Raw genomic sequence first — 21,264 nt, 5'->3', positions numbered from 1 at the left:
CCACTTCTCCGAATCGTGTCGTTGCGGGCGGTGCGCCCGGCTTGGTGCGGCAATCGCCGCCGCCGCTGCCGCGCGACGGCGACCGCTGCTGAGTGCGCAAACAGGCGTAGCCCACGCCTGCCTGGCAGCTCCTAAGTGACTTACATTTTTTCTGGGGCGCTGACGCCGAGCAATTCCAGGCCGTTGGCAAGCACCTGCTGGGTCGCGACGGCGAGGGTGAGTTTTGCGTCGCGCTCTGCCGCATCGTCCACCAGCAGCTTGGTGTTGTGATACCACGTGTGGAAGGCATGCGCCAATTCACGCAGGTACTGTGCGATCTGGTACGGCTCCAGCGCCTGGCCGGCGATGTCCACCACTTCCGGGTAGCGCGATAGCTCCAGCATCACGTTGAGCGAATGCTCGTCGTCCAGCCGGGCCAGCTGTGCAAGACCATTGGCCTGCTCGTACTTGAAGCCCTTTTCCTGCGCCTGACGCAGCACGCTGCACACCCGTGCGTGCGCATATTGCACGTAGAACACCGGGTTATCGTTGCTCTGCGCGCGCGCCAGGTCGATGTCGAAGGTGAGCTGCGAATCGGGCTTGCGCGCGATCAGGAACCAGCGCACCGCATCGGCGCTGGTTTCTTCGATGAGGTCGCGCAGGGTGATGTAACCGCCGGCGCGCTTGCCGAGTTTTACTTCTTCACCGTCACGCATCACCGTGACCATCTGGTGCAGCACGTATTCCGGCCATCCTTGCGGGATGCCTAGCTCCATCGCCTGGAGGCCGGCGCGCACGCGGGTCAGCGAGCCGTGGTGGTCGGCCCCCAGCTCGGTGATCGCGCGTTCGTAGCCGCGTTGCCACTTGGTCAGGTGATAGGCCACGTCCGGCACGAAGTAGGTGTAGGTGCCATCGGACTTGCGCATGACACGGTCCTTGTCGTCGCCGAAGTCGGTGGACTTCAGCCACAACGCGCCGCCTTCTTCATAGGTATGGCCGGACGCGATCAGCTTCTGCACCGCCTCTTCGACCTTGCCGTCCTTGTACAGCGAGCTTTCCAGGAAATAGATATCGAAGTCGACGCGAAACGCGGCCAGGTCGTGGTTCTGCTCGTTGCGCAGATAGGCCACCGCAAAGCGACGGATCGATTCGAGATCGGCCGGGTCCTTGCTGCCGGAGACCAGGTGGCCTTCCAGATCGACGGTGTCGCCGGCCAAGTAGGCGTTGGCTACATCGGCGATGTAGTCGCCGCGGTAGCCATTTTCCGGCCAGCCAGCGCTGTCGGGAGTGAGCCCCTGCGCGCGCGCCTGCACCGACAGCGCCAGGTTCTCGATCTGCACGCCGGCATCGTTGTAGTAGAACTCGCGCTTGACGTTCCAGCCATTGGCTTCGAGCACGCGGGCCAGGCTGTCGCCGATCGCCGCAGCGCGGCCGTGGCCCACATGCAGCGGGCCGGTGGGGTTGGCCGAGACATATTCCACGCCGACCGAGCGGCCGTTACCAGCCAGGCCGCGACCGTAGTCGTTGCCCTGCTTGATCACATGGGCAACCTCGCGCTGATACGCGGTGGGCGCCAGATGGAAATTGATGAAGCCGGGCCCGGCGATCTCCACCTTGGCCACGTCGTCGCTGGCCGGCAAGGCCGCGACCAGCGCCTGCGCCAGCGCACGCGGGTTGCTGCGCGCAGCCTTGGCCAGCAGCATCGCGGCATTGGTGGCGAAGTCGCCGTGTTCGCGTGTCTTGGGTCGCTCGACCACAAAATCCGGCGGCAGGGTGTCGGCGGGCAGGGTGCCGTTGGCGCGCAAGGCTTCGATGCCTTGGCCGATCAATGCGCGGAGTAGGGCTTTCACGTGGGATCTGCTTGGAACCAAACCAGCGATTTTACCCGACCGCGCGGCACACGGTCCGGCCGATGGTTCAGGTCGGCGCGGCGGACTCATTCCAGCCAGCCGCGCTCGGCTAACGACACTGGACGTCCATCGCCGATCACGAAATGGTCCAGAAGGCGGATGTCCACCAGGTCCAGGCCCTGCAGCAAACGCCGGGTGACCGCGCGGTCGGCTTCGGACGGCTCCGGGTTGCCGGACGGGTGGTTGTGCCCGACGATCACTGCAGCGGCGTTGTGCAGGAGCGCCCGCCGCACCACTTCGCGCGGATGGATGTCGGCACCGTCGATGGTGCCGGTGAACAGCTCCTCGAAGGCGATCGCGCGGTGGCGGTTATCCAGGAACAGCACCGCGAACACTTCATAGGCCCGCGCGCGCAGCCGCTGCGAGAAGTAGCGGCCCACGCTGGGCGGGTCGCTCAACGCCTCGCCGCGTTCCAGTTCGCTCATCAGGTGGCGATGCGCCAGTTCCATTGCTGCGCTGAGCTTGCACGCCGAGGCGGGGCCCAGCCCGGGCAAATGCGCCAGGGCCTTGGCCGGGCGATCCAGCAACAGGCGCAGCGGGCCGTGGCGATGCAGCAGATCGCGCGCGGTCTGCACCGCATCCTGGCCGCGCAGCCCGGAGCCGACAAAGATCGCCAACAGCTCCGCATCGGAGAGGGCGGCGGCTCCGCGTGCCAGAAGTTTCTCGCGCGGGCGTTCGTTGGTGGGCCAATCGTGGATGTGCATATGGCGAGATTGCCGGTGCTTATCGCCCACGCACATCAGGGCAAGCGGGGGCATCGGCTAATCTAGTTGTCCTTGTAACCGTAGGACGACCCCGACGTGATCGGCTCCACTCAGGCCCGCCCCCTGGACGGACAGCGTTTGCTGCTGTGCGTCGGCGGAGGCATTGCCGCTTACAAATCGCTCGAACTGGTCCGTCGCCTGCGCGACGCCGGCGCACAGGTGCAGGTCGCCATGACCGGCGGCGCGCAACAATTCGTCACCCCGCTGAGCTTTCAGGCACTGTCCGGGCAACCGACCCGTACCACGCTGTGGGACAGCGCCGCCGAGCAGGCGATGGGGCATATCGAACTGGCCCGCTGGGCCGACCGGGTGATCGTGGCGCCGGCCACCGCCGATCTGCTGGCGCGCCTGGCACACGGGTTGGCCGACGACCTGGTCACCACACTGTGCCTGGCCACCACCGCGCCGCTGACCGTGGCCCCGGCCATGAACCACCGCATGTGGCTGCACCCGGCCACCCAGGCCAATATCGCCACCCTGCGCGCGCGCGGCGTGGCAGTGATCGGCCCCGACGACGGCCCGCTGGCCGAAGGCGAGTCCGGACCCGGCCGCCTGGCCGAGCCGGCGGCGATCATTGCCGCACTGGCCGGCACCGCCGCCGCTGTCGACGCGCCCCCGCCCACTGCTACGCCGGCCTTTGTGCCCAGCAGCGCAGAGCTGGATGGCCTGCGCATCGTCATCAGCGCCGGGCCTACCTTCGAGGACCTGGACCCGGTGCGCTACGTCGGCAACCGTAGCAGCGGCAAGATGGGCTACGCGCTGGCCGCCGCCGCCGCGCGCCAGGGCGCCGAGGTGGTACTGGTCAGCGGGCCGGTGCACCAGACTACGCCGGTCGGCGTACAGCGCATCGACGTGCGCTCGGCGGCACAGATGCGCGATGCGGTGCTGGGCGCGTTCCCGGCCGATATCTATATCGGCGCGGCCGCTGTCGCCGACTACACCCCCAAGCGGGTGGTGTCGCAGAAGATCAAAAAGACCGGTGAAACGCTCACCCTGGAACTGGTGCGCACCCCGGACATCCTGTCCGAGGTCGCCGCGCAGACCGGCGCGCTCAAGCTGGTGGTCGGTTTTGCGGCCGAAACGCACGACGTGGAGCACTACGCGCGTGGCAAGCTGGCGGCCAAGCGGCTGGACCTGATCATCGCCAACCAGGTGGGGATCGAAGGCGGCGGGTTCGAAAGCGACAACAACGCCGCCACCGCCTACTGGCAGGGCGGCGAGCGTGTGTTCCCCAGCAGCAGCAAGACGCAGCTGGCCGACCAACTGCTGGCCCTGATCGCGGAGAGATTGCAGGCATGAGTGACACGACCCACTCCTTGCAGGTGAAGTTGCTCGACCCGCGCTTCGGCGACGTATGGCCGCTACCGGCCTACGCCACCGAGGCCAGCGCCGGCATGGACCTGCGCGCCGCACTGGAAGCGCCGATGACGCTGGAACCCGGCGATGCGGCGTTGATCCCTAGCGGCATCGCCATCCACCTGGCAGATCCACAGGTATGCGCCGTGATTTTGCCGCGCTCGGGATTGGGCCACCGCCACGGCATCGTGCTTGGTAATGGCACCGGTCTGATCGACGCCGATTACCAGGGTCCGCTGCTGATCAGTACCTGGAATCGCGGTCGAGCGGCCTTCACCATCGAGCCGGGCGACCGGATTGCCCAACTGGTGATCCTTCCGATCGTGCGCGTAGGCTTGCAAGTGGTGGATACTTTCGTGGACAGCGCACGGGGAGCGGGTGGATTCGGCCACACCGGCGTGCGCTGACGGGGGAGCTTGACGATGAGCAAGGCGAACGAGCGCAGGCAGGGGATGTCGAGCGTGCGTACGAGTGGTCCGGTGTTGGGGGGCGTGTTGTTGCTGCTGGCCGCCTGGTTCGGCTGGAACAGCTACGCGCAATGGCGTGAGGATGCGATCTCCCAGGACCTCGAACAGGCACGCGACCGCGCCGTGCAGGACGTCGGCAAGGCGATGGCTGCGCAGGCCACCCAGCTCGACGCCGTGCTCAAACAGCCACCGGTGGTCGGCGCGTTGGCCGCTGGCGACGCACTGGCGGCCGCTTCGGCAATCCGCGAGCGCTTCAAGGGCGCCGAGGACGTGCAGGTGCTGCCCGGTGATCTGGCCGCCGCCTATGCCAACCCCAAGGATTTCGGCTACGCGCGGCTGAGCCTGCTCGAGTCGGCCTTGGTGGCCGAACGTGCGCAAGTGCGCGTGGTGCGCGATGCCAAACAGGTGCGTCTGGGCGTGGCCGCCGCGGTGCGCCTGGGTGCACAGCCTGCGGTGGCGTATGCACGACTGCCGCTGCTGCGCCTGACAGGCCCGCTGGATGCGATCGCGGTGCCCGGCAGCGCCTATCTGGCATTGCGCCAGGGCAGCTACAACGTCGCCCAGCAGGGCGATGCCGGGCTGGCCGATGCCGCCGAAACCCTGGCGAAACCGCTCGGCACCAGCGGCCTGCGCGTCGCCGCTGCGGTCCCGCAGAACGACAGCGGGCCGTTGGGTCTGGGCGCGCTTGGGTGCGCCATCGTGGCCGCGTTGCTCGCCCTCATCGCGGTGTTGCTGGTGCTGGCCAGCCGTGGCCGGGTGGCGCTGCCGCGCCGCCGCGTTGCCGGCGAGCCAGCGACCGACGAGCCGACCTTCAGCCAAAGCTTGCAGCACGACGCCAGCCTTGCCAGCGAAGTGCGCGCGCTGGACGAGGCGGCAGCGCCTGCGCCGCCGCCGCTGGTACCGGCGGTGCAGATCGCTACCGAGATGTTCCGCGCTTACGACATCCGCGGCGTGGTCGGCAAAGACCTCACTCCCGGCGTTGCCGCGTTGATCGGCCAGGCCATCGGCAGTGTGATGCAGGCGCAGGAGCTGCGTGATGTGGTGGTGGGCCGCGACGGGCGTCTGTCCGGGCCGGAGCTGACCAATGGCCTGATCGAAGGCCTGCGGCGTGCCGGCTGCAATGTCACCGACATCGGCCTGGCGCCGACGCCGGTGGTGTATTTCGGGGCCTATGAACTGCGCGCCGGCAGCTGCGTGGCGGTCACCGGCAGCCACAATCCGCCCGACTACAACGGTTTCAAGATCGTGATCGGCGGTGAGACGCTGTCCGGCACTGCCATCACCGAGCTGCATCAACGCATCAACGAAGGCCGCCTGCATACCGCAGCCACGCCGGGCGAGCTGGACCAGCGCGACATCAGTGACGCCTATATCCAGCGCATCGCCGACGACGTGCAGCTGGACCGCCCGATCAAGGTGGTGGTGGATGCCGGCAACGGTGCGGCCGGCGATATTGCGCCGCGCCTGCTGGAGGCCATTGGTGCCAAGGTCGTGCCGCTGTATTGCGATATCGACGGCACCTTCCCCAACCATCACCCCGACCCCAGCGAGCCGCACAACCTCGCCGATCTGGTGAAGATGGTGCAGCGCTTCGATGCGGATATCGGCGTGGCCTTCGACGGCGATGCCGACCGCCTGGGCGTGGTCACCAAGGAAGGCGCGGTGGTGTTCCCCGACCGCTTGCTGATGCTGTTTGCCGCCGACGTGCTGCAGCGCAATCCCGGCGCCCTGGTGATCTACGACGTGAAGTGCACCGGCAAGCTGTCGGACTACGTGCTGCGCAACGGCGGCAGCCCGCTGATGTGGAAGACCGGGCATTCGCTGATCAAGTCCAAGATGCGCGAAACCGATGCCGAACTGGCCGGCGAGATGAGCGGGCATTTCTTCTTCAAGGAACGCTGGTACGGCTTCGACGACGGCATCTATGCCGCCGCGCGCTTGCTGGAAATCCTGGCCCAGCGCGAGGAAACCCCGTCCGAAGTGCTCGATGCCTTGCCGGAAAGCGTCTCCACGCCGGAAATCAAGGTGCCGGTGGAGGGCGATGCGCATGCGCTGGTGGCGCGCTTTGTCGAGCGCGCACAGGCCGGGGACGAGTCGCCGTTCGAGTCGGCGCGCTTGTCGACGATCGACGGCCTGCGCGCGGATTTTGTCGACCGCTGGGGTCTGGTGCGTGCATCCAATACCACGCCGATCCTGGTGCTGCGGTTTGAAGCCGACAGCGAGGCCGCGCTGGAGCGTATCCGTACGCTGTTCCGCAGCCAGTTGCAGACGCTGCTGCCCGACCACCCACTGACGTTCTGAGCCGCACACGCAAGGGGGAGCGCGGTGACCACCACGTGGGCCGCGCTCATAGCCAGCGGTGTTGCCGGATACGCGGTGCAGGCGCCAGTCTGCAACCTGCGGCTGCTGTGCGGTATCGAGCGAGCAGGTAAGGTCACTCTCGCTTGCCGCCCATGCGTGCCAGGCGCGTTGCATCCTGCGGCGCAGGTTCCCGTGCCGCAACGTGGATGTCTTGCGACAACCACACCGCGTCCCAGTACGGGTAGGCGCCGATCCGTTCCGCCAGGCCGGCACGTAACGGCAAGGCGATCAGGCTGCGGGCGAACTGCCGGTAATCGATGTGCGATGCCACCGCGCTCGCCTCCACGTCCGGCTGCCAGACGATGCCGCCGCGCCCACGCGCCCGATTGATCGCCTCGCTGGCGGCCTGCCGCGCAGCAGTTGCCGTCTGCAGCACGGTGGCTTTATCCGGCGCCTGCAGCAAGGCGCACCACATCTCTGGCAGCAATACCCAGCACAGCACCTGCGCACCTAACCAAGTGCGTGGCATCGCCAAGATAGCGGCCGCTGCACGCGCGCAACGCCAGTCCGCGAACAATGGCACGTGCTGATGCGTGTGCAGCCTCAGGTGCCAATGCAGTGTGGCAGGCGTAGATACGGCAAGCGGGCGGTGGAGCAGGGCGCTGGACATGACCACAGCGTGCCCACGGACTCAGCGTAGCGACATCGGCCGTCGGCGCGGTCTCAGGTCAGTCAATCGCGCAGCGCCATGTCCGGACAAATGCATCGACCTTGGGCGCCGCTGCGGCCGCCGCCAGCTGCCCGGTGACCCAACAGCACCACCCATCGAACCAGCGGCAGTACCTCACAAGCCTGACGCTCCCTGAACCCCGAATCCCAAATCCCCGCCCCTCAATGTTCCGCCCGATCCCGCTTCCAGCCGCGGTGCTTCACATCCAGATACAGGCTGTAAAACGCGGTAAACGCCGGGAACAGGTTCTGCAGCACGCCCACCGAATCCTGCTTGGCCGAAAACACGAAGTAGCTCAGCGTCATCAGGCTGCCCACCACGCTCATGTACCAGAACAGACGCGGGATCACCGGCTTGCCGGCACGCTTGGAGGCGACGAACTGCACCAGCCAGCGGCCGCCGAACATCAACGCGCCCACATACCCGATCAACTTCCAGCCGGTGACATGGATGCCGGTCCAGTACAGCCAGGTCAGTTGCTGGTCCAGCAGGCTCGTTTCCATCAACGTTCCTCCACCACGGTGCGCTTGCTGCGGGTGATCAGCCACGCCACCCCGCGCAGGTCGCGGATGCCCACCAGCGCGCGATTGAGATTGTTGTACTTGGAGACGCCGGCGGTACGATGGCGGTGGTTGACCGGCACGCTCACCGTGCGCCAACCGGCGCGCTGCATCAGTGCCGGCAGGTAACGGTGCATGTGGTCGAAGTAGGGCAGGTCCAGGAACGCCTCGCGCTCGAACAACTTGATGCCACAGCCGGTGTCGGGCGTGTTGTCCTGCAGCATGCGCGAGCGGATCGCGTTGGCCCATTTGCTGGCCCAGCGCTTGGACCCGGAATCCTGTCGGTTGACCCGCCAGCCGGCGAACAACTTGACCTGCGGTTGCGCCTGGCTGCGCGCGATCAGCAGCTTGGGGATGTCGGCCGGATCGTTCTGGCCATCGCCATCGAGCGTGGCGATCCAGCTGGCGCGCGCGGCCTTGACCCCGCTGCGCACCGCGGTGCTCTGCCCGCTCTGGGTGGCGTGGTGCAGGACCCGCAGTTCCGGGGTGGTGGTCTTCAGACCTTGCAGCACCGCCAGGGTGTCGTCGCGCGAATGGTCGTCGACGTACACGATTTCGAAGGCTACCAGGCCACGCAAGGCAGCGACGATTTCGCCGACCAGCGTTGCGACGTTATCGCGCTCGTTGAACACCGGGACGACGACGGAAAGCTGAGGTTGGCTCATGGATTCGTGGTGGCCCGATGATGGCTGTGCAAAAAAGATCGCGCATTGTGCCCTGAGCGTCTGAGCCAGGCATGAAGCCGGCGCGCGTTATGTGCAGTGGAGCGATCGTAAAACGGCCTGTAGCGGATGGCGCAGCCGATCAGCGGCGATTGCCGACTGGTGCATGCCTGCCTCAGCTGCCCCGAACCCTGGCGACATGCCAGTGCACGAACCCGCGCAGCATGCGCGCGGCCTGCCGGCCATTCGACTGCACGGCTCAGGCGCGCTCGCCGAAATAGCTGCGGCACCAGTCCACCACCTGCGGCAAGCCGCGCTCCACTGGCGTGGCCGGATCGAACCCGAACGCGGCCTGCGCGCGCCGCGTGTCGGCCATGGTGCGGATCATGTCGCCCGGTTGCATCGGCCGGTAGAGCTTTTCGGCCGGGCGGCCTGCCGCCTGGGCGATGACGTCGATGAAATACTCCAATTCCACGGGCGTGTGGTTGCCCAGGTTGAACACCCGGTGCGGGATCGCCTCGCCGCTGGGGGTATCCAGCGCGCCGAGCACGCCGGCCACGATGTCGGCCACGAAGGTGAAGTCGCGCTGCATCTTGCCGTGGTTGAACACCTCGATCGGGCGCCCGGCCAGCACCGCGCGGCTGAAGATCAGCGGTGCCATGTCCGGTCGACCCCACGGGCCGTACACGGTGAAAAAGCGCAGTCCGGTGGCGCGCAACCCATACAGCTGCGCATAGGTGTACCCCATCAGCTCGTTGGCAGCCTTGGTCGCGGCATACAACGAGCGTGGCTGGTCCACGCGCTGGTCTTCGGAGAACGGCGGGGTGGCCGAATCGCCGTAGACAGAGCTGCTGGACGCATACACCAGGTGCTGCACGCCGCGGTGCCGGCACAGCTCGAGCATGTTGACGAAGCCGACCAGGTTGCTGTCGACATAGGCAGACGGGTTTTCCAGCGAATAACGCACCCCGGCCTGCGCGGCCAGGTGCACGACGCGGCTGGGCTGGATCTCATCGAACAGCGCCGCCAGGCCATCGCGGTCGGTCAGGTCCAGCGTGCGGATGTCGATCTGCGGGCATAACGCCGCTACCCGGTCGCGCTTGAGCTGCGGGTCGTAGTAGCTGTTGTAATTGTCCAGGCCCACCACGTTCTCGCCACGCGCAGCCAGTGCGCGGCAGGTGTAGGCGCCGATGAAACCGGCGGCGCCGGTGACGAGGATGGTCATGGCAATGGTCCTGAAAACGTCGAAGGGAGGCAGGGAACAGTGCTCAGAACAACCCGAAAAAGCGCTTTTTCGCCACGTTGCGGCGGCGCAGGTCGATGCTGTCCTGAATGTTGCAGGCATCGAAGCGGTCCAGCAGTGCATCGCTGCCCTGGCTCAGCTTCAACGCCATCTCTTCCGGATACAACGGCACCACCGTCATGAAGGCGATGGTCTTGTCGGCATCGATGCGCAGATGGGCGAACTCTGGCGGCGTGCTCAGCGGCGGCAGCACGATCGCGCCGTCGAAGGCGACGCCTGGCGCATACGGCTCGGCTGGGTTGCCATTGGGAAGGGTATGGCCAAACCCCAACCAGGTGTCGAACTTGTGCGGCAGCCGCGCCAGGTTCTTGAGCAGGCGGATGGGCCAGTAGTGGCGCTCGTCGTCGAAATCGCGCTGGTCCATCGACCAGTCGCCCGGCAGGCTCAGCATCAGTTCCATGGAACGCGGCGCCTCCACCCTGTCGGGCAGCGTCATCGGCAGATCGCTCATACCCGAGGTCACCAGACGCAGGCACGGCGAGTGCGCGTTGGGCGGCACGATGTGCACGTCCAGATGCACGGTGTCGGAGACGAGTGCATGAAACACGCTGGCAATCGGTCCCAGGTGCTGCTCGATATGCGCGCTGATCTGCTCGATGCAGTCTTCGCCGCGTACCGGCTCAAAGCCTTTGGCCTGCGCGTGATGCAGGATGGGGCTGCCGGAGGGGCTGGTCGTCTCGTCGGCGTGGCTCATGGGCGGTGCTTGCCGTCCCTACCGGCGCTGGCGCCACTGCCGCTATTGGCGACACGGCGCCCTGGCAGCGGAGCGGTTGCCGGTGTCCCGGCGCGCTCGGCGGCCAGGGTTGCCTTGCGCTCGGCACTGAACTCCCACCAATTGCGCGCCGGCTCGCCCTGCATGAAGCGCACCAGCGAGAGGAACACATCGATCACGCACGGGTCATGGGTGACGCCGGTACGCAGGCAGAGCTGGGCATGCATGTCGTAGGCATCGCGGCCGTGCAGTTGCGCCGGCATGCGGATGCCGATCAGTTGCAGATCCTTTTCGCAAGCCGGCCCGACGTTGGGCAGGTCGGTCAGGCGCAGCAGATGCGCGCGGTCCACTTTGGCGGGATGCATCGCTGATCCTCCTGCGCTGGCCGCATCACCCCTTACGGGTGCGCAGGCGTTCCAGCACGCCTTCCAGGGTATCCAGATCGGTGTAATGGATCACCAGCTTGCCCTTGCCGCCGCGGCCGTGATTGAACACCACCTTGGTGCCCAGCGATTCGGACAGTTCGGTCTGCAGCGAGGCGATGTCTGCCTGCGGCGCCGCGGTCACCGGCTTGCCCTTGCGCAGCGAGCCCGGCACCTTGCCGGCGGCGAACTGCTGCGCGCGGTGTTCGACCTCGCGCACCGACCAACCCTGGTCGGCCGCTTCCTGCGCCAGCTTGCTGGCCAGTTCCGGCGCCAGGGTGAGCAGCGCACGCGCATGGCCCATTTCCAGGCGGCGGGTTTCCAGCAGCACCCGGATCGCCACCGGCAGTTCCAGCAGCCGCAGCAGGTTGGACACCGACGCACGCGAGCGGCCCACCGCTTCGGCGGCCTCGGCATGGGTCAGCGAAAATTCGTCGATCAAGCGCTGCAGTGCCTGCGCTTCTTCCAGCGGGTTGAGGTCTTCGCGCTGGATGTTCTCGATCAGCGCCATCGCGATGACGGTGCGGTCGTCCAGCTCGCGCACCACCACTGGCACTTCGGTCAGCCCGGCCAGTTGCGAGGCGCGCCAGCGGCGTTCGCCGGCCACGATCTCGAACTGCCCCGGTGCCAGCGCGCGCGCCACGATCGGCTGGATCACGCCCTGCGCCTTGATCGACTCCGCCAGCTCGGCCAGCTTGACCTCGTCCATCTCCCGACGCGGCTGGTACTTGCCCGGCTGCAGTTGGTCCACCGGCAACTGGCGCAGGGTATCGCCCGGCTGCAGCGCGTCCTCGCTGGTTGCCCCGGGTGCCGCTGCCGCTGCTGCGCCCTTCGGTCCCAACAGCGCTTCCAGGCCACGGCCCAGACCGCGCTTTTTTGCGGGGATCGGCTTGTTCATCAGGCGGTCTCCACGGGCCGGTAGGCCTTGTTGCGGTCGTTCTGCCGGCGCACGATTTCGCCGGCCAGGCCCAGGTACGCCACGCCACCGCGCGAGGTGCGGTCGTAACCGACGATGCTCTGGCCATGGCTGGGCGCCTCGGCCAGGCGCACGTTGCGCGGCACGATGGTGCGGAACACCTTGTCGCCGAAATGCTCGGTCAGCTCCGCCGACACCGCATTGGCCAGGTTGTTGCGGATATCGAACATCGTGCGCAGCACGCCTTCGATTTCCAGCGCCGGGTTGAGGTTGGCACGCAGCGCTTCGATGGTTTCCAGCAGCGCGGTCAGCCCTTCCAGCGCGTAGTACTCGCACTGCATCGGCACGATGATCGAGTCGGCGGCGGTCAACGCATTGAGCGTCAGCAGCGACAGCGCCGGCGGGCAGTCGATCAGGATGAAGTCGTACTCGTCGCGGATCGGTGCCAGTGCGCGTTTGAGCCGCTGCTCGCGCTCGCCCTGGTCCATCAGCTGGATCTCGGCGGCGGTCAGGTCGATGTTGCCTGGCAGCAGGTCGAAGCCTTCCGGCGCGGTGACTCGGATCTCGGCAGCGGTGTTCTCGCCCAGCAGCAGATCGCAGGTGGAGGCGGCCACATCGCGCTTGTCGATGCCGCTGCCCATCGTGGCATTGCCCTGCGAGTCCAGATCCACCAGCAACACACGCTTGGGCGCGCGCGCCAGGCCGGCCGCCAGATTGACTGCCGTCGTGGTCTTGCCGACGCCGCCCTTCTGGTTGGCAATGGCGATGATCCGGGCCATGCGGGAGAGCCTCGTGGGCAAAGAGTAAGACCGGCCATTATGCGGGCAGGGCGTCGGATCGGGAAATGCCGCACGCAGCGGCGCATCGGGCAGGCGGGAATGACGCCCGTGCGGTTCAGCCGGCAGGCGAGCTGGCGCCGGGCGGTTCCTTCATGGCGCGGTAGCGCTGCAGGATATCGGCGATTTCGCCGTCCAGCGCGGTGCGCTGTTGCTCGAAGCTGGTCTGCAGTCGCAACTGCGCCATCAGTTCGCGATGGCGTTGCTGGATGTCGTCGGCCAGCTTGTCGGCCACTGCCTGGCCGGCAAGTTCGCGGTCTCCGGCGGTGCGCAACATGCTGGCCAGGCCCTCGCGCAGGCTGGTCACATTGAATCGCGCGGTATGGATGTTGTTGTCCACGATGGCGATGCGCTCGTTGAACACCCGGCGCAGGTCGTCTTCGCTTTGATAGGACATCAGCATCGCCTGGTCGGTGCGCTGGCGCATCTGCTCGGCGGCCAGGTCGGCCTGGCGCTGCTGCTCGCTGGCGGCGGCTGCGGCGCGCTCGTCACCGCTCATCGCCCGCTGCACCTCGGCACTGCGCAGCCCGCTCTTGGCGTTGAATTCGTCGCGGGCCTGGTTCACCGCCTCTGGCGGCAGCGTATCGCTGCACACCCGGGCGCCGTTCTGGTTCCAGCAATAGAGTTTCTTTGCGGCCGGCTTGTCCTGCGCAATGCCGGGTGCGGCCACCACGGCGACCGCAACGGCGGCGAGTAACGCCAAACGTGTGTGTTTCGGCATCAGCGCAGCCCCCTGTCGCCTGCTATCAGCCCGTGGTGTCGGTTCCGTAGCGGCCACGATAGGCCAGCAGCGGTTCCCGGAAGCCCACAAGGTCGGCGTTTCCTGCCGCGAATGCAAGCAGGTCGGCGAGGTTGGCCACGGCGATCACCGGAATGCCGGTCTCGGCCGCCACTGCCTGCGCCGCCGAACGGCGATCCTGCTCGGAGGCGATCTCCTGCCGGTCCAGCGCCACCACGATGCCGGACGGTGTGCCGCCAGCGGCGCGGATGATGCCCAGCGCCTCACGAATCGCGGTGCCGGCGGTGATCACGTCATCGACGATCAACACCTTGCGCCCGGCCAGCGGTGCGCCGATCAGGGTGCCGCCCTCGCCATGGTCCTTGGCTTCCTTGCGGTTGAAGGCCAGCGGCAGATCGCGCCCGCGCCCGGCATAGGCACAGGCCAGCGCGGTCGCCAACGGGATGCCCTTGTAGGCCGGCCCGAACAGCAGGTCGAAGTCCACCCCGGCCGCATCGATCGCATCGGCGTAGCATTGCGCCAACTGCGCGGTCTTGACCCCGGAATCGAAACGCCCGGCGTTGAAGAAGTACGGGCTGAGCCGCCCGGACTTGAGCGTGAACTCGCCAAAGCGCAGGGCATCGGCGCCCAGGGCCAGCTGCAGGAAACGGGTGCGGTGGTCGGTCATTGGACGGGAATGGGGAATGGGGAGTCGGGAATGGTAAACGCATCGCGCCTCGGCAGCCTTCGCGGCCGCGCTGGGGTAGGCTTTACGATTCCCCATTCCCGACTCCCCGTTCCCGGCCTATGCGCATCATCAGTTTCAACGCCAACGGCCTGCGCTCGGCCGCCAGCAAAGGCTTCTTCGATTGGTTCGCCACCCAGGACGCGGACGTACTGTGCATCCAGGAGACCAAGGCGCAGGAACATCAGCTGGCCGGGCCGGAATTCCTGCCTGCCGGCTACAAGGCCTGGTTTCGCGATGCCAGCACCAAGAAGGGCTATAGCGGCGTGGCGATCTACGCCAAACAGGCCCCCGACGAAGTGCGCACCGCGCTGGGTTGGCCGGAGTTCGACGAAGAAGGCCGTTATATCGAAGCGCGCTTCGGCAATCTGAGTGTCGTCTCGTTCTATATCCCGTCCGGGTCTTCCGGTGAGCTGCGCCAGGACTACAAGTTCCAGGTGATGGAATGGCTGCGGCCGATCCTGGACGAGTGGCTGGCCAGTGGCCGCCAGTACGTGCTGTGCGGCGACTGGAACATCGTGCGTACCGCGCTGGATATCAAGAACTGGAAGTCCAACCAGAAGAACTCCGGCTGCCTGCCGCCCGAGCGCGACTGGCTCAATGGCCTGTGCGCTGATACGGCAAGCGACGCCAGCCCTGCCGATGGCCGTGGCTGGGTCGACAGCTACCGTGTATTGCATCCGCAGGGCGAGGACTACACCTGGTGGAGCAACCGCGGCGCCGCGCGCGCCAACAATGTCGGTTGGCGCATCGACTACCAGCTGGTCACCCCCGGCCTGCGCGATGCACTGCAGGCTTGCACGATCTATCGTGAGCAGCGTTTCTCTGATCACGCGCCTTATATCGTGGATTACGTGCAGTGAGGCAGGCAGGGGCGATGGTTTTCGTGACATTGCGCCAGTGTCTTGCAGCGCAAGGCGCAGGCCGTGCCGGCGACATCGCCAGCTGGTTGCGCCTTGGGCAGAGCAGCAAGCGCGGTGGCTCTCGGTTGCCATCGCGCGGTCTGCCGATGCCGATCAATGCGTCTGTCTTCGAGACCGCCATGCGTCGTCGCTTGGCCGCGCACGCCGCTGCGGACCTAACTCCAGAGACGATGCCTGTCTTGGGGCGCGCGCTGCATGCGCCGGCGCAGTCCGCCTTGCCCGCCACCGCCGCGCGCGTTCGTTCTCACTGGTTTGACGCATGACCGAGCCCACCCGAACCTATAAAGGCTGGCGCGGCATCCGACACGCCTTCGCCACGCCATCAGCGGCGACCATGGCCCTGCTGGGCTTTGGTAGCGGGTTGCCATTTCTGTTGATCGCCTCACAGACCCTGTCGACCCGGCTCCGCGACGTCGGCCTGGATCTGGGCAGCATCGGCCTGATCAGCCTGGCCAGCTTCTTCTATCTGCTCAAATTCCTGTGGGCGCCACTGATCGACCGCTATGCGTTTCCGCTGACCGCGTTCCTGGGCCGTCGCCGGTCCTGGCTGCTGGTCGCGCAGATCGGTGTCACCGTTGGCCTGGTCGCACTGGCGTTTTCGCGGCCTGACCTGAGTGTGACCGGGCTGGTGAGCTGGGTGCTGTTCGCCTCGTTCTGGGGCGCCACCCAGGATTCGGTCGTGGATGCCTATCGCATCGAAATCGCCCCGGAGACCGCACAGGCCGCGTTGGCTGCGACCTACACGCTGGGGTATCGCGTCGGCTTGATCCTGGGCGGGGCGGGCGCCCTGTATATGGCCGAATACCTCGACTGGACCTGGGCCTACCTGGGGATGTCGGCATTGATGGTGCTGCCGATCATCACCACTCTGGTCTGCCGTGAGCCGGACCGCCCCGAAGCGACCGTGGTGCGCCGTGTCGACGTGGCGGGTGCATTCTGGCAACCCATTTCCAGCTTCTTTTCCAGCAACGGCTTGGCATTGGGGATCGTGCTGCTGCTGTTCGTCGGCCTGTACAAGTTCCCGGACCAGGTGATCGGCGTGATGGCGGGCCCGTTCTATCTGGACTCCGGCTACACCAAGGCAGACATTGCCACCGTCTCCAAGCTGTTCGGTGTCTGGATCGGCATTGCCGGTGCTTTCGCCGGTGGAGCCGCAGTGGCCGCGTTCGGCTTCCGGCGCATGCTGCTGGTCGCCGCCCTGGGCGTGGCGCTGTCCAATCTCGCTTTCCTGCTGATGGCGCACAACCCCGGCAAGCTGTGGGCGTTCTACGCCGCACTCAGCGCCGATAACCTGTTTCAGGGGTTTGCTGGCAGCGTATTAGTGGCCTTCATGTCTTCGTTGACAGACCGCAACTTCACCGCCACCCAGTACGCGTTGCTGGTCTCGCTGGCCAACCTGCCGGGCAAGTTCGCCGGCGGCGTGTCCGGGTTCTTGGTCGAGTCCACCTCGTACAGCACCTTCTTCATCTTTAGCGCGCTCACCGTGATTCCCACCCTGGCGCTGCTGGCCTGGCTATGGCCGCGCTTGCTGGCGCACGACCGGCGGCCGGATTGAAACGTCCCTCAAGGTTGCCGATGATGCCTACGGGGCAATCCGTCGCACGAGGAAGGGCATGACCGATCTGGTGTTGCGTGACATCGATCCGCTGCTGGTGGACCGCATCCGCCGCATTTCCGTCGCACGCGGCTGGACCCAGCACCAGACCGTCATGCATCTGCTCGAACAGGGACTGTTCGCCAGCGAGTACGAAGTCACCGGTGGCCTGCAGCACCCGGAAGTCGATGCCCTGGCCGAAGCGATCGCCGCGCTGAAGGCACTGCCGGCCGGCAACATGCCTTAGGGTCTCAGATAACACGGCGTGAACGGTCGTCGGATGGGTGTAGAAGGCGCGCTCAGAATCGCAGTCGGGAGTGGGAAGCGAGGCTCGCCCGCACTGCCTACGCCGGCATGGCGGTGAGCGCACTCGTCTTGCTAGCCGCTCTGGCGGCCACGCCCTCTACCTGCGCGTCTTGCAAGGCGTCCGTCGTAAAGCCTCAGCCCTATCTAGGCATCCAATGGGCCAGGCAGAGCAGTCGCCGTGCATTCATCGGCATTGCGTTGCCGACCATGCATCACTCGCCGAGCGCTACGGCGCGATGGCGGCCGGCACGCTTGAGTGTGTTTCCAAACCACTTTGCCGCGTTGGCCCGCACACCTGGCGCATGGCGCATGGCGCCAGCGCAGGCCGGGTGACGCGTCACGCCGGATAGATCGCCCCTAACAGCCGTAGCCCCGCAGCGCCGGTAACCGACGGCAGATTTGCCGGGCGCCCGGCCAGCAGTTCGGCCGCCAGCCACGCAAACCCCATCGCCTCGAGATAATCCGGGTCCAGCCCGTATCGCGCGCTGGATTCCACTACCACGCCCGGCAGCCGCGCCGCCAGCCGCGCCATCAGCACCGGATTGCGTACGCCGCCGCCGCACACCAGCACGCGGCGGGTCTGCGGCTGCAGGCGCAGCAGAGCATCGGCCACGGTGGCTGCGGTGAGTTCGAGCAGGGTCGACTGCACATCGGCGGCATCCAGCGGCGCGCCGCCCATCGCCTGCAGCACCCAATCCAGATGGAACTGCTCGCGACCGGTGCTCTTGGGCGGCGCCAACGCAAACCACGGCTCGGCCAGCAACGCCTGCAGCAGCGCGGAGTCGACCCTCCCGCTCGCAGCAAACGCACCCTCAGCGTCGAATGCCGCACCACGCTGTTGCAGGCACCAGCTGTCCAGCAACGCATTGGCCGGGCCGGTATCGAAGCCCAGCACCGTGCCGTCGCGCGGAATCAAGGTCAGATTGCCGATGCCGCCCAGATTGAGCACCGCGCGATCTTCATCGCCTGCCCCCAGCATTGCCAGATGAAACGCCGGCATCAGCGGCGCACCCTGGCCCCCGGCTGCCACGTCGCGGCGGCGGAAGTCGGCTGCCGTGGTGATCCCGGTGTGCTCGGCAATCCGGCTCGCATCGCCGATCTGCCAGGTAAACGCCGGGTCGCCGGTCGGCCGATGGCGAATGGTCTGCCCATGCGAGCCGATCGCGCGGATGCGCTGCCGCGCAACGCCACTGGCATCGATCAATTGATTGGCCGCGTCTGCAAAGGCCAGGCCCACCTGCGCATCCAGCCGGCCCAGCGCATCGATGGCGATGGTCTCGGCGCCCTGGCCCAGCGCCACCAGGGTCTCGCGCAGCTGCGGTGCCCACGGCACCGTCATGCCTGCAACCAGCTCGCAGCGCCGGTGGCTGTCATCGGCAAAACGCACCAGCGCGGCATCGATGCCATCGGCGCTGGTGCCCGACATCAGGCCCAGATACAGCGGGGAGTTTTCGTGTTCCAGAACGGTCATGCCAGAGCCAGATGCGCAGCGGTCATGCAGCTTGTGCAGCCGGGGCGATGCCGTCAACTGGCGGTCTATGGATGCGGCCCGAAGGACAGCGACCTTTGCAAACAAAGGCCGCCAGTAGCCGGGAATCCGCGTGACCATCCGAGAGCGGTTAACAAGACGTAGCCAGCAATAGACCGGTGTGCGGATGACATGGAGATACCGGAGTGTACGAAAGGTACCTGCCGCACCGAGTAGGGACCCGCCCGCCTGGTGGCTGCATCGCAAGTTGTTAGTGGCTGTAATGCATCACTTACGTCTTGCTCCGCGCTGATCGCGAAAGTTTGCTGACGTGCTGGCTGGTGCGGACCATGTTGTCGGCCACGGGCACTGCCAAGGCGACGCGCAGGTCTCACGTCAACTCGCCCAACTTACGACCGCTTGGCGCTGCGGCACCCTGACCAGTGCGATCCGCACCGGTCAGGCCCGCCGCAGCCTTCAACCGCGCGGCTTGCTCTTGGCAGGCTTGCCGGCATCGGCGTAGATCATCTTTTCCATGCCTTCGATGCGTGCCATGGCCGGCGCGGTCTGCGCACGGAAGGCCGCCAACTCGGCGCCCTGCAGCGGCTCCGGCGGCGGCATCGTCACCGACATCGGGTTGCGCTGCTGGCCTGCGACGCGGAATTCGTAGTGCAGATGCGGGCCGGTGGCCAGGCCGGTCATGCCGACATAGCCGATCACCGTGCCCTGGTTAATGCGCTGGCCGGCCTTGATCTTGCCGAAGCGCGACATATGCCCGTACAGCGTGCTGTAGTTCTTGCCGTGATCCAGGATCACCACATTGCCATAGCCACGCTGGGTGCCGACGAACACCACCCGCGCGTCGCCTGCGGCCATGATCGGCGTGCCCGACGCGGCCGCGTAATCCACACCTTTATGCATGCGCATCGTGCCCAGCACCGGATGCTTGCGCGCACCGAAGGTGGAGCTGATGCGGCTGTAGGCCACCGGCATGCGGATGAAGCTCTTCTTCAACGGCCGGCCGGTGATGTCGTAATACTCGGCTGGCTTGCCGACACGCTCGAAGCGGAATCCGGTATAGGTCTTGCCGCCGGTGGTGAAGGTCGCCGCCAGGATGTCGCCGGTGCTGATCCGCTCGCCTTCGCGCCAGGTTTCGTCCATCACCACACTGAAGCGGTCGCCTGGCTGCAGATCCTTGTCGAAGTCGATGTCGTACTTGAAGATCTCGTCGGTCATGATCGCCACCGCGGCCGGCGACAACCCCGACTTGCCGGCCGATGCGTACAGCGAACTACTGATTTCGCCGCTGGCCACCACGGTGCGCGTGGTCGTCGCGCGCTCGGTCACCTTCTCGCGCACGCTATCGCCGAGCAGGCGCAATTCCACCCGATGGCTGTCGTCGCGATCGAAGCGCAATGCCCGCAACTCACCCGGCGTCGGCAGGTCGAACGCGATCTCGGTACCCGGACGCAGTTTGGTCAGCGCCTCCTTGGTGCCCGGATGCGCTAGCACCTGGTACATCACCGCGGTCGGGATTCCCAACTCCCCGAACAGCGTGCTCAGCGTCTGTCCCGGCTTGACCTGCAGGATCTCCCACTCGGTGCCCGGCGCCAGCTGCTTGCGGCTAGGCACCAGCGGCGGCAACGGCAAAGCCAGCGTGGAATGGCTGGAAAGCGGCGTGTCGATGGCATTGGAGAAACCCGGCACGATCGTCGCAACCAGTGCGCCGATGGTGGCGAACAGGCTGGCGTGGATCCAGTGGCGGCGCGTCCAGCGGTCGTTGAATGCCGCCGGAAGGTGCTGCTTGAGCTTGCGATGCAGTGCAGTGTCGTGGAGGACGTGGAGGCGTTCTTGAAAGCGCCGCTTGCGTGCACGGCCCTGCTCTGAGTTCTGCATCGTTAGATTTCCTCGCTGGCTCGAAGTGCGAGCCCAATCGCCGGTACCATAGACAGCCTGTAACAGCGCGTCAAACCATTGAGCCTGTTCATTATTTTCAGTTGGCGCGGAATTAACCCGCGTTTAACATCATTCACGTTGTTGACGGCAAACGCCGCTGGAGTCCGTGGTTGGCCACTATTGAAGAATCCCTCGCACTCATCGGCCGTGGCGCCGACGAGATTCTCAAGCTCGATCAGCTCGAAGCCCGCCTGAAGTCGGGCGTCCCACAGCGGGTGAAGGCCGGCTTCGATCCCACCGCGCCGGACCTGCATCTGGGCCACACCGTGTTGCTCAACAAGATGCGGCAGTTTCAGGAGTTGGGTCACCAGGTCATCTTCCTGATCGGCGACTTCACCGGCATGATCGGCGACCCGAGCGGCAAGAACGTAACCCGCAAGCCGCTCAGTCGCGACGATGTGCTGGCGAACGCCCGCACCTATGAAGAGCAGGTCTTCAAGATCCTGGATCGAGAACGCACCGAAGTGCGCTTCAACTCCGAGTGGTTCGGCCAGATGAGCGCCGCCGACATGATCAAGCTGTCCGCCCAGCACACCGTGGCGCGCATGCTCGAGCGCGACGATTTTGCCAAGCGCTTTGCCGGTCAGCAGCCGATCGCCATTCATGAGTTCCTCTATCCATTGGTGCAGGGCTACG

20 protein-coding genes and 1 pseudogene (1 of these 21 running past the window's edge) are annotated in these 21,264 nt (G+C 66.3%); 7 read left to right on the top strand and 14 right to left on the bottom strand.

Features of this window, described 5'->3' with window-relative positions; all coding sequences use genetic code 11:
* Positions 1–140: 140 nt before the first annotated feature.
* Positions 141–1,829, bottom strand: coding sequence for an arginine--tRNA ligase (argS, locus tag BJD12_RS10435; RefSeq protein ID WP_042828385.1), 1,689 nt, complete (start codon positions 1,827–1,829; stop codon positions 141–143).
* Positions 1,830–1,915: 86 nt separating this feature from the next.
* Positions 1,916–2,593 (bottom strand): RadC family protein, encoded by a 678-nt coding sequence (gene radC, locus BJD12_RS10430; protein WP_039426615.1) that lies wholly within the window; start codon positions 2,591–2,593, stop codon positions 1,916–1,918.
* A gap of 96 nt (positions 2,594–2,689) precedes the next feature.
* Between radC and coaBC the strand changes: the two genes are divergently transcribed.
* Genes coaBC through BJD12_RS24230 form a run of 3 tightly spaced genes read left to right on the top strand, consistent with a single transcriptional unit; the run spans position 2,690 to position 6,777 of the window.
* Positions 2,690–3,952 (top strand): bifunctional phosphopantothenoylcysteine decarboxylase/phosphopantothenate--cysteine ligase CoaBC, encoded by a 1,263-nt coding sequence (gene coaBC, locus BJD12_RS10425; protein WP_005995564.1) that lies wholly within the window; start codon positions 2,690–2,692, stop codon positions 3,950–3,952.
* A complete protein-coding gene (gene dut, locus BJD12_RS10420; protein WP_005995565.1) occupies positions 3,949–4,416 on the top strand; it encodes a dUTP diphosphatase in 468 nt (155 codons plus the stop codon). The genes coaBC and dut overlap by 4 nt, the downstream gene beginning before the upstream one ends.
* A gap of 15 nt (positions 4,417–4,431) precedes the next feature.
* Positions 4,432–6,777, top strand: coding sequence for a phosphomannomutase/phosphoglucomutase (locus BJD12_RS24230; RefSeq protein WP_005995566.1), 2,346 nt, complete (start codon positions 4,432–4,434; stop codon positions 6,775–6,777).
* Positions 6,778–6,910: 133 nt separating this feature from the next.
* Here the strand turns inward: BJD12_RS24230 and BJD12_RS10410 are convergent, their stop codons facing one another.
* The 10 genes and pseudogenes from BJD12_RS10410 to pyrE all read right to left on the bottom strand — a co-directional run bounded on the left by BJD12_RS10410 (position 6,911) and on the right by pyrE (position 14,324).
* A complete protein-coding gene (locus BJD12_RS10410; protein WP_005995567.1) occupies positions 6,911–7,447 on the bottom strand; it encodes a hypothetical protein in 537 nt (178 codons plus the stop codon).
* Between the two features lie 221 nt (positions 7,448–7,668).
* The gene (locus BJD12_RS10405) at positions 7,669–8,010 is read right to left on the bottom strand and encodes a lipid-A-disaccharide synthase N-terminal domain-containing protein (protein ID WP_005995568.1); all 342 of its coding nucleotides are present in this window, start codon (positions 8,008–8,010) and stop codon (positions 7,669–7,671) included.
* A complete protein-coding gene (locus tag BJD12_RS10400) occupies positions 8,010–8,732 on the bottom strand; it encodes a glycosyltransferase family 2 protein (RefSeq protein ID WP_005995569.1) in 723 nt (240 codons plus the stop codon). The genes BJD12_RS10405 and BJD12_RS10400 overlap by 1 nt, the downstream gene beginning before the upstream one ends.
* A 256-nt stretch (positions 8,733–8,988) precedes the next feature.
* The gene (locus BJD12_RS10395; protein WP_005995570.1) at positions 8,989–9,954 is read right to left on the bottom strand and encodes an SDR family NAD(P)-dependent oxidoreductase; all 966 of its coding nucleotides are present in this window, start codon (positions 9,952–9,954) and stop codon (positions 8,989–8,991) included.
* A 43-nt stretch (positions 9,955–9,997) separates the two neighbouring features.
* Positions 9,998–10,726 carry a suppressor of fused domain protein gene (locus tag BJD12_RS10390; RefSeq protein WP_005995571.1) on the bottom strand — a complete coding sequence of 243 codons (729 nt, stop codon included), beginning with the start codon at positions 10,724–10,726 and terminating at the stop codon, positions 9,998–10,000.
* 95 nt (positions 10,727–10,821) lie between these two features.
* Positions 10,822–11,109, bottom strand: a pseudogene (locus BJD12_RS10385) (helix-hairpin-helix domain-containing protein); the annotation flags it as partial.
* A 25-nt stretch (positions 11,110–11,134) separates the two neighbouring features.
* A complete protein-coding gene (locus BJD12_RS10380) occupies positions 11,135–12,064 on the bottom strand; it encodes a ParB/RepB/Spo0J family partition protein (protein ID WP_005995573.1) in 930 nt (309 codons plus the stop codon).
* Positions 12,064–12,861, bottom strand: a complete 798-nt coding sequence (locus BJD12_RS10375) for a ParA family protein (RefSeq protein WP_005995574.1) — start codon at positions 12,859–12,861, stop codon at positions 12,064–12,066. Before BJD12_RS10375 ends, BJD12_RS10380 begins: the two co-directional genes overlap by 1 nt.
* Positions 12,862–12,976: 115 nt before the next feature.
* Complete coding sequence (locus BJD12_RS10370) at positions 12,977–13,621, bottom strand: hypothetical protein (RefSeq protein ID WP_042828387.1); 645 nt, start codon at positions 13,619–13,621, stop codon at positions 12,977–12,979.
* A gap of 43 nt (positions 13,622–13,664) precedes the next feature.
* Complete coding sequence (gene pyrE / locus BJD12_RS10365; protein ID WP_005995578.1) at positions 13,665–14,324, bottom strand: orotate phosphoribosyltransferase; 660 nt, start codon at positions 14,322–14,324, stop codon at positions 13,665–13,667.
* Between the two features lie 119 nt (positions 14,325–14,443).
* Here pyrE and BJD12_RS10360 point away from each other — a divergent pair, with 119 nt between their 5' ends.
* The 3 genes from BJD12_RS10360 to BJD12_RS10345 all read left to right on the top strand — a co-directional run bounded on the left by BJD12_RS10360 (position 14,444) and on the right by BJD12_RS10345 (position 17,145).
* Complete coding sequence (locus BJD12_RS10360) at positions 14,444–15,244, top strand: exodeoxyribonuclease III (RefSeq protein ID WP_005995579.1); 801 nt, start codon at positions 14,444–14,446, stop codon at positions 15,242–15,244.
* A gap of 319 nt (positions 15,245–15,563) precedes the next feature.
* Complete coding sequence (locus tag BJD12_RS10350) at positions 15,564–16,859, top strand: AmpG family muropeptide MFS transporter (RefSeq protein WP_005995583.1); 1,296 nt, start codon at positions 15,564–15,566, stop codon at positions 16,857–16,859.
* A 58-nt stretch (positions 16,860–16,917) separates the two neighbouring features.
* Positions 16,918–17,145 (top strand): hypothetical protein, encoded by a 228-nt coding sequence (locus tag BJD12_RS10345; RefSeq protein ID WP_005995585.1) that lies wholly within the window; start codon positions 16,918–16,920, stop codon positions 17,143–17,145.
* Positions 17,146–17,541: 396 nt separating this feature from the next.
* Here BJD12_RS10345 and BJD12_RS10340 read toward each other — a convergent pair whose 3' ends face one another.
* Positions 17,542–18,675 (bottom strand): anhydro-N-acetylmuramic acid kinase, encoded by a 1,134-nt coding sequence (locus tag BJD12_RS10340; RefSeq protein ID WP_042828386.1) that lies wholly within the window; start codon positions 18,673–18,675, stop codon positions 17,542–17,544.
* Between the two features lie 474 nt (positions 18,676–19,149).
* Entirely contained in the window at positions 19,150–20,568 is a 1,419-nt protein-coding gene (locus BJD12_RS10335; RefSeq protein ID WP_005995588.1) for a M23 family metallopeptidase, read from the bottom strand.
* A 170-nt stretch (positions 20,569–20,738) separates the two neighbouring features.
* On the opposite strand from BJD12_RS10335, the gene tyrS reads away from it, so the two are divergent.
* Positions 20,739–21,264, top strand: the start of a protein-coding gene (gene tyrS, locus BJD12_RS10330; RefSeq protein WP_005995591.1) for a tyrosine--tRNA ligase. Its footprint extends 686 nt past the window's final position; the window shows 526 of its 1,212 coding nt (coding positions 1–526); the start codon lies at positions 20,739–20,741; its stop codon lies beyond the right edge, outside the window.

Origin of the sequence: Xanthomonas vesicatoria ATCC 35937 (genome assembly GCF_001908725.1) — a bacterium.
Lineage (GTDB): Bacteria > Pseudomonadota > Gammaproteobacteria > Xanthomonadales > Xanthomonadaceae > Xanthomonas > Xanthomonas vesicatoria.
This window is presented reverse-complemented; position numbering and strand designations above follow the sequence as displayed.